At 63.6% G+C, this 13717-nt stretch carries 11 protein-coding genes; 10 read left to right on the forward strand and 1 reads right to left on the reverse strand.

All coding sequences use genetic code 11. The annotated features are described in order from the left end of the window. Nucleotides 1-103: 103 nt before the first annotated feature. Nucleotides 104-1996 (reverse strand): quinoprotein ethanol dehydrogenase, encoded by a 1893-nt coding sequence (gene exaA / locus AB1462_RS12470; RefSeq protein WP_090405995.1) that lies wholly within the window; start codon nucleotides 1994-1996, stop codon nucleotides 104-106. 254 nt (nucleotides 1997-2250) lie between these two features. Here exaA and pedF point away from each other — a divergent pair, with 254 nt between their 5' ends. The 10 genes from pedF (at nucleotide 2251) to AB1462_RS12520 (ending at nucleotide 13571) form a co-directional block, all read left to right on the forward strand. Beyond that, a complete protein-coding gene (gene pedF, locus AB1462_RS12475; protein ID WP_090405992.1) occupies nucleotides 2251-2712 on the forward strand; it encodes a cytochrome c-550 PedF in 462 nt (153 codons plus the stop codon). A gap of 3 nt (nucleotides 2713-2715) precedes the next feature. Beyond that, nucleotides 2716-3591, forward strand: coding sequence for an ABC transporter substrate-binding protein (locus tag AB1462_RS12480; protein ID WP_090405989.1), 876 nt, complete (start codon nucleotides 2716-2718; stop codon nucleotides 3589-3591). Nucleotides 3592-3600: 9 nt separating this feature from the next. Beyond that, on the forward strand, nucleotides 3601-4350 hold the full coding sequence (locus AB1462_RS12485; protein ID WP_367246780.1) for a quinoprotein dehydrogenase-associated SoxYZ-like carrier: 750 nt from the start codon (nucleotides 3601-3603) through the stop codon (nucleotides 4348-4350). A 16-nt stretch (nucleotides 4351-4366) separates the two neighbouring features. Continuing rightward, entirely contained in the window at nucleotides 4367-5299 is a 933-nt protein-coding gene (locus AB1462_RS12490; RefSeq protein ID WP_367246781.1) for a quinoprotein relay system zinc metallohydrolase 1, read from the forward strand. 115 nt (nucleotides 5300-5414) lie between these two features. Further along, nucleotides 5415-7190, forward strand: a complete 1776-nt coding sequence (locus AB1462_RS12495; protein ID WP_090405980.1) for a PQQ-dependent methanol/ethanol family dehydrogenase — start codon at nucleotides 5415-5417, stop codon at nucleotides 7188-7190. Nucleotides 7191-7311: 121 nt separating this feature from the next. Then, nucleotides 7312-8832 (forward strand): aldehyde dehydrogenase family protein, encoded by a 1521-nt coding sequence (locus AB1462_RS12500; RefSeq protein ID WP_259193243.1) that lies wholly within the window; start codon nucleotides 7312-7314, stop codon nucleotides 8830-8832. 464 nt (nucleotides 8833-9296) lie between these two features. After that, nucleotides 9297-9368, forward strand: coding sequence for a pyrroloquinoline quinone precursor peptide PqqA (gene pqqA, locus AB1462_RS12505; protein WP_010209364.1), 72 nt, complete (start codon nucleotides 9297-9299; stop codon nucleotides 9366-9368). A gap of 127 nt (nucleotides 9369-9495) precedes the next feature. Continuing rightward, nucleotides 9496-10659 (forward strand): alcohol dehydrogenase-like regulatory protein ErcA, encoded by a 1164-nt coding sequence (gene ercA / locus AB1462_RS12510; RefSeq protein ID WP_090405974.1) that lies wholly within the window; start codon nucleotides 9496-9498, stop codon nucleotides 10657-10659. Then, nucleotides 10643-12013, forward strand: coding sequence for a hybrid sensor histidine kinase/response regulator (locus AB1462_RS12515; protein WP_367246782.1), 1371 nt, complete (start codon nucleotides 10643-10645; stop codon nucleotides 12011-12013). The genes ercA and AB1462_RS12515 overlap by 17 nt, the downstream gene beginning before the upstream one ends. Nucleotides 12014-12092: 79 nt before the next feature. Next, a complete protein-coding gene (locus tag AB1462_RS12520; protein ID WP_367246783.1) occupies nucleotides 12093-13571 on the forward strand; it encodes a DASS family sodium-coupled anion symporter in 1479 nt (492 codons plus the stop codon). The last annotated feature ends 146 nt before the right edge of the window (nucleotides 13572-13717 follow it).

The following is a 13717-nucleotide window of genomic DNA, read 5'->3' on the forward strand; positions in this document are numbered from 1 at the left end:
GAGCGCAAGCGAGGCTGCGTCAGGCGCGCTGCCGATTCAAGCCCGAGTCGCGGCCGACGCAGCCTCGCTTGCGCTCGACAGCTGCTACGGGAGGGGATAGGGGTTATTTTTGCGCGGTCTTGTTATCCCAACTCGGGATCTTGAACACCCAGAACGACCCGCCTTGCGCCACCGGCTTGGTCAGCTCGGCCATGTCGCCGCCCCACAAAGGCACCGCGCCGCCATAGCCGACGGTCACGCCGACATACTGTTCGCCATCCTGCTCCCAGGTGATCGGCGGCGAGACGATGCCGCTGCCGGTCTGGAACTTCCACAGCTCCTTGCCGGTTTTCGCGTCGAAGGCCTTGAAGAAGCCGTCGCCGGTGCCGGTAAACACCAGGTTGCCCTTGGTTGCCAGCACGCCGGCCCACAGCGGCAACGCTTCCTTGTGCTCCCACACTACCTTGCCGGTGGTTGGGTTCATCGCGCGCAGGGTGCCGACGTGGTCGTCATACATGCGCTTGATGCGAAAGCCCATGCCCAGGTACGCCGAGCCCTTCTTGTAGTTGACCTCTTCGGTCCAGTATTCCTCTTTCCACTGGTTGCCCGGGATGTAGAACAGGCCGGTGTCCTGGCTGTAGGCCATGGGGTTCCAGTTCTTGCCACCCAGGAACGGCGGCGAGACTTCCACCGGTTTGCCTTTGGTTTCACCCGGCAATGGCTTGGCCGGACGCTGGCCTTCGTTCTCCACCGGACGCCCGGTCTTCAGGTCGATATGGCTGGCCCAGGTGATGTTGTCGACGAAGGGGAAGGCGTTCTGCAGCTTGCCGTTGTTGCGGTCCACCACATAAAAAAAGCCGTTGCGGTCGGCGTGACCGGTGGCCTTGACCACCTTGCCGTCCTTGTCCTTGTAATCGAACAGCACCAGCTCGTTGTTGCCGGAGAAGTCCCAGGCGTCGTTCGGGGTGTGCTGGTAGAACCACTTCACTTCGCCGGTGCTCGGGTCGACGCCGACCTGGCCGGAGGTGTAGAGGCTGTCGAAGTCGTGGGGGTTGCCGTCCTTGGCGGTGCGCGCCCAGGTGTTCCAAGGGCCAGGGTTGCCGGCGCCGACGATGATGGTGTTGGTCTCGGCATCGAAGCTCGCGCTCTGCCAAGGGGCGCCGCCGCCGTGGCTCCAGGCCTCGACCTTGCCGGTTTCGGTGGTCGGGTCATCCGGCCACGAAGGCGCCTTGACGTCGCCGGTGGGGCTACTGTCCTTGCCGTTGAGGCGGCCCATATGGCCTTCCACGAACGGGCGCATCCACACTTCTTCACCGGTGTCGGGGTCGCGGGCAAACAGCTGGCCGACCACGCCGAATTCATCGCCGGAGCTGCCGTGGATCAGCAGCACCTTGCCGCTGACCTTATCTTTGATCAGCACCGGTGCGCCGGTCATGGTGTAGCCGGCGGCGTGGTCGCCGAACTTCTTGTTCCACACCACTTTGCCGGTGTTTTTGTCGAGGGCGATCAGGCGTGCGTCGAGGGTGCCAAAGTAGATCTTGTCGCCGAAGATCGCCGCGCCGCGGTTGACCACGTCGCAGCACGGACGAATGTTGTCGGGCAGGCGGTGGTTGTAGGTCCACAGGCGCTTGCCGGTCTTGGCGTCGAGGGCGAATACGCGGGAATAGGAACCGGTGACATAGACCACGCCGTCGCTGACGATCGCCTGGGATTCCTGGCCGCGTTGTTTCTCATCGCCGAACGAGTAGGACCAGGCCGGGGTGAGCTTGAACACATTCTTGTCGTTGACCTGGGCCAGCGGGCTCCAGCGCTGGGCGTTGGTGCCCATGCCGTATTGCAGCACGTCCTGGGTGGTTAGGTGGTCGTTGGCGATGTCTTCCCAGGTGACGTTGCGCGTCGGCTTGGCGGGTTCGGCGGCCGCGAACGTTACGGCACTGAGGGACAGGCCGCCGACCAGCAGGAAGGCTTGCACGGCAAGGCTTAACGGTGAACGGGCGGGTAGCGATCTTATTGTCATGGTTGCAGTTCCCAGTGGAGGTTTTGGCCTGCACAGGGTGGAACGCCGTGGGCCTGGCGGATACGGAAAAAGTCCCGCTGTGGCCGGGAAGGCTTCCCGAGGCGCCACTGTTTTAGGCGTGCCCCACAAGCCCTACTACCAAGGGAGGATAAGCCGACCACCAAAGCAGCATACGGCCCATGCCCCGTGGTTTCTAAGATGGTTGCCATAGCCTCTGCAATGAGGTTTTGCGTGCAATCCTGAGGGCAAAAATAATGACAACAAAACACAATGCCTTGCTCGTCGCCGGGCTGTTGGTCGGTGTGATCGCCGGGGGCTCCGCCTGGGCCCATGGCAACGTGGTCCCGCAAGCGGTGGAAACCAAGGGCCTGACCTCGATCAAGGACGCCGGCGTGGCGGTCAACGAAGACGGCTGGGCGGCGGTCAATCCGTACCGCACCTCGCCTGAACACGACCGGGCCGTGGAAATTGGTTCGTCCGCCTATAACCAGAACTGCGCCGCCTGCCACGGCCTGGAAGCCAAGTCCGGCGGCATCGCCCCCGACCTGCGCATGCTCGACGTGGGCGAAGCCGGTGATGAGTGGTTCGTCGAGCGTGTGCGCCATGGCGCGGTGCGTGACGGCCGTGTGTACATGCCGAAAATGGCCGACTACCTGAGCCAGGAAGCCTTGTGGGCCGTGCGCACCTACCTGGACACCGTGCACGTCGAGGAGTAAGCCATGCGCCTGTTCGCTTATGTGCTTGGCCTGGCCCTGCTGTGTTGCCAGCCGGCACAGGCGCAGGTGCGCAGCTATGACCAGATGATCGCCGCCGGCGAAATCAACGTAGCGGTGTACAAAGACTTTGCCCCCTACAGTTTCGAAGACGGCGCCACCCCGCGCGGGGTCGACGTGGAACTGGCCCAGGCCCTGGCCATGGCGCTGGGGGTACGGCTCAAGTTGATCTGGGCGCCGGCCGGCGAGAAGCTCGACGACGACCTGCGCGACTACATCTGGCGCGGCAGCCCGTTGCATAACCAGCAACTGGCCGACCTGATGATGCGTGCGCCCTACGACCGTGATTACGCGCAAAAGCGCAACGACCAGGGCGAACTGGAAAACGGCCAGGTGGTGATGTTCGGGCCGTACCAGAACGAACAATGGCAGGTGGCTTATGACCGTCGGCGTCTGGACACGGTTGCCAGCGTGGCGGTGTTCGAGCAGCACCCGATTGGCGTCGAAGTCGACAGCGTGCCGTCGTTTTACCTCACCTCGGTGTTCAACGGCATGCTCGCCGGCAAGACCCGTCACTACCCCGGCGTACCCCAGGCCTTTGTGGCGATGAAAGCCGGTGAGGTTGATGCGGTGATGGCGCTGCGCGGCGAGGTCGACTGGCAGGTGCATGAAGCCCACGACCCGCAACTGGCCCTGGCCGAAAACGCCTACCCGAACATGGGCAAGCAACGCTGGGAGATCGGCATGGCGGTGCACGAGAGCAACCGTCAGTTGGCCTATGCCGTGGAAGAGGCGCTGGAAGGCCTGATCCGCGACGGCGCGGTGCAAGCCATCTATGCCCATTACGGCCTGCAGTACGAAGTGCCCGAGATGTATCAATAGGAGCAGGCGATGAACTGGCGACTGAGTTGCATCCTGGCTTGCTGGCTGCCGCTGGCGGCTCACGCCGTGGAGGTCGACCCGGTGCCGTCGGTGATGTGGGCGTTCTATCACAAGCAGTTCCTGGCCGAGGCGCCGTTCGTGTTTGACGACCGGGTCAAGCTGCTCGCGCCGCCGTTCGCCGAAGATGCGCGCCAGGTGCCGCTGGAAATTGACGCGCGCGCTTTCAACGGCCATGTGGTGAAAATCCTCGCCTGGGCCGAGCTCAACCCCTTGCCGAAAATCGTCGACTTCCAACCCAAGGCCGGCGTGCTGCCGTGGCTGTCGCTGCGGATTCGTATCGAGCAGGCCACGCCGTTGCGTGCGGCGGTGCTCACCGATGACGGCATGTGGCATGTGGGCTCGACCCTGATCGACGCAGCCGGCGGTGGCTGCACCGCGCCCAGCGTGGTACGCACCCAGCCGGGCTGGGAAGAGCACATCGGCGAAGTGCTCGGCGGGCGTTACCCGCTTGGCGAGTTCAGCCGCGTACGTGTGCAGGTGGCGCACCCGATGGATAACGGCATGGTCAGCGGCATCCCCGAGTTTTTTATCAACCATGCGCAACTGCGCGGCCAGGACGGCCGGGTGCTGGCTGATCTTGAGTTGTTCCCGGCGGTCAGCGAGAACCCCAACCTGGCCTTCGACATCGACGCGCCGGGGCCCACCCGCCTGGTGCTGCGTGACAACAGCGGCAATGAGTTCGACGCGGCTATCCCCTGACCAGAAGGAGCGCGGCATGCGCTGGATTCTATTGTTATGCCTGGGCCTGAGCCTGCCCGCCCTGGCGGACCTCGACTACGCCCTCAAGCCCCGGTGGATCGCCGATGACACCTGGCTGCTTGAAGGCAGCACCGACAATTTTGCCAAGGCCAATGGCGGCAATATCGTCAACACCGCCTTCATCGTCACCGAGGCCGGCGTGGTGGTAATCGACACCGGACCGTCACGGCGCTACGGCGAAGCCATGCGCGAGGCCATCGCCCGTGTCACCCCCAAGCCGGTGATCCAGGTGCTGATTACCCATCACCACCCCGACCATGCGCTGGGCAACCAGGCCTTCAAGGACGTGCCCATCGGCGCCCTGGCCGAGACCACGCGGCTGCTGCACGAGCAGGGCGACGGCATGGCGGAAAACCTCTATCGCATGGTCGGCGACTGGATGCGCGGCACCGAAGTGGTATTGCCCACCCAGGTGCTGGAACCCGGTGTACTGAGCGTCGGCCGCCACGACTTGCGCCTGCTCGCGCTCACCGGGCATACCGGCGCCGACCTGGCGATCTTCGACCAGAGCACCGGCGTGCTGTTCGCCGGCGACCTGGTGTTTTACCAGCGCGCGCTCACCACCCCCAACAGCCCGGGGCTGGCGGTGTGGCTGGCTGACCTCGGTACCCTGCAAGCCTTGCCCTGGACCCTGATCGTGCCCGGCCACGGCCCGGTGGCCAGCGACGCGCAACCCCTCACGCAGATGCGCGACTACCTGACCTGGCTCGATCAACTTTTGCGTGACGGCGCCAGCCATGGCATCGACATGGCCGAGATGATCCGCAGCCCCATACCGGAGCGCTTCGCCGCGATCAGCCTGAGCCGCTATGAACTGATCCGCAGCGTCAGCCACCTGTACCCGCGTTACGAGCGCGAACAGATGCAACGGGTGGACACCCGCTACTAAGGAACTAGCAAACTCGATACTGCGGTCAATTGTGACAACGGCCCCTGCGTCCAAGAATCGGCACCAGACCGGGAAAATTTCCCGGGTATAACAAAAAACCGCAGAGGTAGCCGTCATGACCCAACCCGCACGTCGCCAACCCTTCGCCTTGAGTGTGTTGCTCGGTGCCATCCTGTTATCCGGCCAGGCCATGGCCTCGGTCACCGATGAGGACATCCTCCAGGACCCGAAAAACCCCGCGCAGATCGTCACCAACGGCCTGGGCGTGCAGGGCCAGCGCTACAGCCCCCTCGACACCCTGAACGTCGACAACGTCAAGGAACTGCGCCCGGTCTGGGCGTTTTCCTTTGGTGGTGAGAAACAGCGTGGGCAACAGGCTCAGCCGATGATCAAGGACGGGGTGATGTACCTCACCGGTTCCTATTCGCGGGTGTTCGCGGTGGATGCGCGCACCGGCAAGAAGCTCTGGCAGTACGATGCGCGTCTGCCCGATGACATCCGCCCGTGCTGTGACGTGATCAACCGTGGCGTGGCGCTGTACGGCGACCTGGTGTTCTTCGGCACCCTCGACGCCAAGCTGGTGGCGCTGAACAAAGACACCGGCAAAGTGGTGTGGAGCAAAAAAGTCGCCGACCACAAGGACGGCTACTCGATCAGCGCCGCGCCCCTGGTGATCAACGGCAAGCTGATCACTGGCGTGGCCGGTGGCGAGTTCGGCGTGGTGGGCAAGATCGAAGCCTACGACCCGAAAAATGGCGAGCTGCTGTGGAGTCGCCCGACCGTCGAAGGCCATATGGGCTATGTCTACAAGGACGGCAAAGCCGTGGAAAACGGCATCTCCGGCGGCGAGGCGGGCAAGACCTGGCCGGGGGATTTGTGGAAAACCGGCGGCGCCGCACCGTGGCTGGGCGGCTACTACGACCCGGAAACCAACCTGCTGCTGTTCGGCACCGGCAACCCGGCGCCGTGGAACTCGCACTTGCGCCCTGGCGACAACCTCTACTCGTCCTCGCGCCTGGCGCTGAACCCGGACGACGGCACCATCAAGTGGCACTTCCAGAGCACGCCCCACGACGGTTGGGACTATGACGGCGTCAACGAGCTGATCTCCTTCAACTACACCGAAGGCGGCAAGGAGATCAAAGCCGCGGCCACCGCTGACCGCAACGGCTTCTTCTACGTGCTCGACCGCACCAACGGCAAGTTCATCCGTGGCTTCCCGTTTGTCGACAAGATCACCTGGGCCACCGGCCTGGATAAGGACGGTCGGCCGATCTACAACGAAGCCAGCCGCCCAGGCGCGCCGGGCAGCGAAACCAAGGGTACCTCAGTGTTTGTCGCGCCGGCCTTCCTCGGTGCGAAGAACTGGATGCCGATGGCCTATAACCGCGACACCGGGCTGTTCTATGTGCCGTCCAACGAGTGGGGCATGGACATCTGGAACGAAGGCATCGCCTACAAGAAGGGCGCGGCGTTCCTGGGGGCGGGCTTCACCATCAAGCCGCTGAACGAAGACTACATCGGCGTGCTGCGCGCCATCGACCCGAAGACCGGCAAGGAAGTCTGGCGCCACAAGAACTTTGCGCCGCTGTGGGGCGGGGTGCTGACCACCAAGGGCAACCTGGTGTTCACCGGTACGCCGGAAGGCTTCCTGCAAGCGTTTAACGCCAAGACTGGCGAGAAGGTCTGGGAATTCCAGACTGGCTCCGGCGTGCTCGGCTCGCCTGTGACCTGGGAAATGGACGGCGAACAGTACGTCTCGGTGCTCTCCGGCTGGGGCGGCGCAGTGCCGTTGTGGGGCGGTGAAGTGGCCAAGCGCATCAAGGACTTCAACCAGGGCGGCATGCTCTGGACCTTCAAGCTGCCCAAAGAGCTGGTCGCCAAGCACTGAATCTACGACCAAATGACAAGTCCCCCCCTGCCAACGGCGCATTCGCCCGGCAACGGGGGCTCTTTACTATCGGGTCATCGCCTGTTGACCGACAGGCCCGGACCCAGACAGAGGCTTTAACATGATCTACGCACAACCTGGCACCCCTGGCGCCATCGTCAGCTTCAAGCAGCGCTACGGCAATTACATCGGCGGTGAGTTCGTCGCGCCGCTCAGCGGTGAGTACTTCACCAACACCTCGCCGGTGACCGGTGAAGTGATCGCTGAATTCCCGCGCTCCAACGCCGCCGACATCGACAAAGCCCTTGACGCCGCCCATGCCGCCGCCGACGCCTGGGGCAAGACCTCGCCCCAGGATCGTTCGCTGGTGCTGCTGAAAATCGCCGACCGTATCGAGCAGAATCTCGAAGTGCTGGCCGTTGCTGAAACCTGGGACAACGGTAAGGCCGTGCGCGAAACCCTCAACGCCGACGTGCCCCTGGCCGCCGACCACTTCCGCTACTTCGCCGGCTGCATCCGCGCCCAGGAAGGCGGTGCCGCCGAGATCAACGAACACACCGCGGCCTATCACTTCCATGAGCCATTGGGCGTGGTCGGGCAAATTATTCCGTGGAACTTTCCGCTGCTGATGGCCGCCTGGAAACTCGCCCCGGCACTGGCCGCCGGCAACTGCATCGTGCTCAAGCCGGCCGAGCAGACGCCGCTGTCGATCATGGTGTTTGCCGAGCTGATCAATGACCTGCTGCCACCGGGCGTGCTCAACATCGTGCAGGGCTTTGGCCGCGAAGCCGGGGAGGCGCTGGCCACCAGCAAGCGCATCGCCAAGATCGCCTTTACCGGCTCGACCCCAATCGGCGCGCACATCATGCATGCGGCGGCCGAAAACCTGATTCCGTCCACCGTTGAGCTGGGCGGCAAGTCGCCGAACATCTTCTTCGAAGACATCATGCAGGCCGAGCCGCAATTCATCGAAAAAGCCGCCGAAGGCTTGGTGCTGGCGTTCTTCAACCAGGGCGAAGTGTGCACCTGCCCGTCGCGGGCGCTGGTGCAGGAGTCGATCTACGACGACTTCATGAAAGTGGTGATGAAGAAGATCGTCAAGATCAAGCGCGGCAACCCGTTGGACACCGAGACCATGGTCGGTGCCCAGGCGTCCGAACAGCAATACGACAAGATCCTCTCCTACCTCAAGATCGCCCAGGAGGAGGGCGCCGAGCTGCTCACCGGCGGCGCGGCCGAGCGCCTGGAGGGCGACCTGTCCAGCGGTTACTACATCCAGCCGACCCTGCTCAAGGGCCACAACAAGATGCGCGTGTTCCAGGAAGAAATCTTCGGGCCGGTGGTGGGTATCACCACCTTCAAGGACGAAGCCGAAGCCCTGGCGATTGCCAACGACAGCGAATTCGGCCTCGGCGCCGGGCTGTGGACCCGCGACATCAACCGCGCCTACCGCATGGGCCGGGCGATCAAGGCCGGCCGCGTGTGGACCAACTGTTATCACCTGTACCCGGCGCATGCGGCGTTTGGCGGCTACAAGAAGTCGGGCGTGGGGCGTGAGAACCACAAGATGATGCTCGATCACTACCAGCAGACCAAGAATTTGCTGGTGAGCTACGACATCAATCCACTGGGTTTCTTCTGATTCCAACTTGAAATGCAATCAAGTGTGGGAGGGGCGGTGCGACGATTCGACTTGCCCCCGATAGCGGTGGGTCGGTTACAGATGCATCAACTGACACTCCCTCATCGGGGCATGGGTATCTACACAACTTGAGCGAGCCTTCTGCGTAGATACCGTCTTATCCAACACCGCGCAAATCCGTAGCAGCTGCCGAGCGCAAGCGAGGCTGCGTCGGCCGCGCCTCGAGCCTGAATCGGCAGCGCGCCTGACGCAGCCTCGCCAAGGCTCGACAGCTGCGCACTATTCTATTGAAGTTGTGTAGATACTCATGCTCATCGGGGGCAAGCCCCTCCCACATTTTGCTCCCTGTACATTCGCGACTAATGCAGTGCGGCATTTACTTCGAAAGTAGCATTCGCCCCCCCATCCCCCCATGCATTAATGCCCTTACCGGAATCTTCCGGCACAACAAGAGGACTCTCCCCATGTGGACCAAACCCGCCTTCACCGACCTGCGTATCGGCTTCGAAGTGACCATGTACTTCGCCAGCCGCTGATCCATCTCCGGCCAGCCTCGCGCTGGCCGGTGCCGTATTGGGAATGACCCTTTGGTCTGATTGCATTCGCCCCCGAATGGGTTAGTGTGAAGCGCATCTCCCAAAAATAATAACAACAGGCTTTCCAATGAGCCCAAATCTGAGCCTCCTGCGTAAATTCGTCTCGCCTGAAATCATCTTCGGTGCCGGCTGCCGGCATAACGTCGGTAACTATGCCAAGACCTTCGGCGCGCGCAAGGTGCTGGTGGTCAGCGACCCCGGTGTGATCGCCGCCGGTTGGGTCGCCGATGTGGAAGCCAGCCTGCAGGCCATCGGCATCGACTACTGCCTGTACAGCGCCGTGTCGCCCAACCCGCGTGTCGAGGAAGTGATGCTCGGTGCCGAGGTGTACCGGGAAAACCATTGCGACGTGATCGTGGCCATCGGTGGCGGCAGCCCCATGGACTGCGGCAAGGCCATCGGCATTGTGGTCGCCCATGGGCGCTGCATCCTCGAGTTCGAAGGCGTGGACACCATCCGCGTGCCGAGCCCGCCGTTGATCCTGATCCCCACCACCGCCGGCACCTCGGCGGATGTCTCGCAGTTCGTGATCATTTCCAACCAGCAGGAACGCATGAAGTTTTCCATCGTCAGCAAGGCGGTGGTGCCGGATGTGTCTCTCATCGACCCGGAAACCACGGCGAGCATGGATCCGTTCCTGTCCGCTTGCACCGGTATCGACGCACTGGTGCATGCCATCGAGGCGTTCGTGTCCACCGGCCACGGCCCGCTCACCGACCCCCATGCGCTGGAAGCCATGCGCCTGATCAACGGCAACCTGGTGCAGATGATCGCCAACCCCGGTGACATTGCCCTGCGCGAGAAGATCATGCTCGGCAGCATGCAGGCGGGGTTGGCGTTTTCCAATGCGATCCTCGGCGCGGTGCATGCCATGTCCCACAGCCTCGGCGGGTTTCTCGACCTGCCCCATGGCTTGTGCAACGCGGTGCTGGTGGAACACGTGGTGGCGTTCAACTACAACTCGGCGCCGGAGCGCTTCAAGGTGATTGCCGAGACGTTCGGCATCGATTGCCGGGGCCTCAGCCATCGGCAGATTCGCGGGCGGCTGGTGGAGCATCTGATTGCGCTGAAACACGCCATCGGTTTTCACGAAACCCTCGGTTTGCATGGGGTGCGCGTGGCGGATATTCCGTTCCTGTCCCAACATGCGATGCACGACCCGTGCATCCTCACCAACCCGCGCGAGTCGAGCCAGCGTGACGTCGAGGTGGTGTATGGCGAAGCGCTCTGAAGATCAGCAACAGGCACTGGCCGGGCTGCTGGGGCTGGGCAATCACTCGGCGCGCAAGAGCCACTACCCGGAACTCACCGCGCGCCTTGACGAACTGGAGGCCGAGCGCAACCGCTACATTCGCCTCAACGATGAGCTGGAGCAGCGTGTGGCGGCGCGCACCGATGAACTGCTGGAAGCCAACCGCAATCTGCAACAGCAGATCGCCCAACGTGAGCAGGTCGAGCAGGAGCTGCGCGATGCGCGCGACGCCGCCGAGGCTGCCAATCGCAGCAAGGACAAATACCTCGCCGCCGCCAGCCATGACCTGCTGCAACCGCTGAACGCGGCGCGGTTGCTGATCTCGACCCTGCGCGAACGTAACTTGCCCAGCGTCGAACAGGTGCTGGTGGAGCGCACCCACCAGGCCCTGGAAGGCGCCGAGGATTTGCTCACCGACCTGCTGGATATTTCGCGGCTCGACCAGGCGGCGGTCAAGCCCGATGTGGCGCTGTATCGCCTGGATGAGCTGTTTGCGCCGCTGGTCTCGGAGTTCCAGTCGGTGGCGCTGGCGGCCGGGCTGAACCTGCGCGCGCGGACCGGCCATTATGCGATTCGCACCGACTTGCGACTGGTGACGCGCATCCTGCGCAACTTCCTCAGCAACGCCTGCCGCTACACCGACGAGGGCTGCATCCTGCTCGGCGCGCGCCGCCGTGGCGATCGCCTGCGCCTGGAGGTGTGGGACACCGGGCGCGGCATCGCAGCCGACCGGCTCGACGCGATCTTCCTCGAGTTCAACCAGCTCGACGTCGGCCGTGCCTCAGACCGTAAAGGCGTGGGGCTGGGCCTGGCGATTGTCGAGCGTATCGCCGAAATCCTCGGCTACCCGGTGGCGGTCCGTTCGTGGCCGGGGCGTGGCTCGATGTTCAGTATCGAGGTGCCCATCAGCGAAGAGATGCCCCAGGCGATCAGCCAACTGCCGGTGCTGCCGACCACGGGCAACCCGCTGCCGGGGCGGCGCCTGCTGGTGATCGATAATGAGGTGAGCATCCTCGACAGCATGCGCGCGCTGCTGGCGCAGTGGGGCTGTGAGGTGATCACTGCCACCGACCAGGCCGGGGCGTTGCTGGCGTTGCAGGGCCGGGCGCCGGAGTTGATCCTTGCCGACTACCACCTCGACCACGGTGTGGTGGGCTGTGCGGTGGTCAAGCACCTGCGCGAGCATTTCGCGCAGAACATCCCTGCCGTGATCATCACCGCCGACCGCACCGACCAGTGCCGCCGCGCATTAAGGCGGCTGGATGCGCCGTTGTTGAACAAACCGCTCAAGCCCGGCAAGTTGCGGGCGGTATTGAGCCAGTTATTGACCTAGGGTCTTGATACCCGTCAACACCCGTTGCGGCGCTTTGCCCCATGCTGCCCTCCTGATTCAGAGCCTGACGGAGCCCGCCATGAACGCCCCCGCAACAACCGCAACATCCTTCAAGTTGCCCCTGGGCCTGGTGATCGGTGTATTGGTGATGGTCGGCGTGCTGCTGTTGCCGCTGCCCGCCGAGCTGCCGGTGGCCGGGCAGCGCATGCTGGCGATCCTCGCGTTTGCCGTGGTGGTGTGGATCACCGAGGCGGTGTCCTATGAAGCCAGCGCGATCATGATCACCTCGCTCATGGCGTTTTTGCTCGGCACGGCACCGTCGCTGCAAGACCCCACGCACCTGATCGGCTCCAGCCCGGCCATCAGCATGGCGCTCACCGGCTTTTCCAACCCGGCACTGGCCCTGGTGGCGGGTGCGTTGTTCATCGCGGCGGCCATGACCCACACCGGCCTGGACCGGCGCATCGCCCTGGTGACCCTGACCCGCGTCGGCACCAGCACCCGCGGCATTCTGCTGGGGGCGATTGCGGTGACCATCCTGCTCAGCCTGGTGGTGCCCAGCGCCACCGCGCGCAGCGCCTGTGTGGTGCCGATCATGATGGGCGTGGTTGCCGCGTTTGGCGTGGACAAGCGCTCCAACATTGCCGCCGGCCTGATGATCGTGGTGGCCCAGGGCACCAGCATCTGGAACGTCGGCATCCAGACCGCCGCCGCGCAAAACCTGCTGACCGTGGGTTTTATGGACAAGATGCTCGGCCAGCGCGTGTCGTGGATCGACTGGCTGATCGCCGGCGCGCCGTGGGCGGTGATCATGTCGGCGGTGTTGCTGTTCCTGGTGATCAAGCTGCTGCCGCCGGAAACCGACAGCATCCCCGGTGGCAAGGAGGCCGTGGCCCAGTCCCTGGTGGACATCGGCCCGATGACCGGCCCGCAGAAACGCTTGCTGACGGTGTCGGTGCTGCTGCTGTTGGCATGGGCGACGGAAGGGCGCCTGCACCCGTTCGACACTACCTCGACCACCTACGCCGGGCTGGTGTTCCTGCTGCTGCCGGGGATTGGGGTGATGACCTGGAAGGATGTGCAGTCGCGCATTCCATGGGGCACGGTGATTGTATTTGGCGTGGGCATCAGCCTCGGTACCGCGCTGCTGACCACCCAGGCCGGGCAATGGCTGGGCTCCCAGGTGGTGGCGCACACCGGCCTTGATCAGGTCGGGCCGCTGGGGGTGTTTGCGATCCTGGGGGCGTTTTTGATTGTGATCCACCTGGGCTTTGCCAGCGCCACGGCGTTGACCTCGGCGCTGTTGCCGATCCTGATTGCGGTGTTGCAGACCTTGCCGGGTGAGTTCAACCGGTTGGGGATGACCATGCTGCTGGGGTTTGTGATGAGCTACGGGTTTATCCTGCCGATCAATGCGCCGCAGAACATGGTGTGCCTGGGGACCGGGACGTTTACGGCGCGGCAGTTTGCCAAGGTGGGGCTCCTGGTGACGTTGATCGGGTATGGGCTGATGTTGGTGTTTGCGGCGACTTATTGGAGTTGGCTCGGTTGGATCTGATTTGAAACGCGCTTCTGGATGCACATGAGATCCAATGTGGGAGGCCGCTGAATCTCCGATTCAGCGCTGTCGTTCAGCAAACTGGAACCCCTGTGGCGAGCGGGCTTGTCCCGCGTTGGGGTGCGAAGCGCCCCCAATGAAGGATG

It is taken from the genome of Pseudomonas sp. SB113 (genome assembly GCF_040754745.1).
GTDB classification, from domain to species: Bacteria; Pseudomonadota; Gammaproteobacteria; order Pseudomonadales; family Pseudomonadaceae; genus Aquipseudomonas; species Aquipseudomonas grimontii.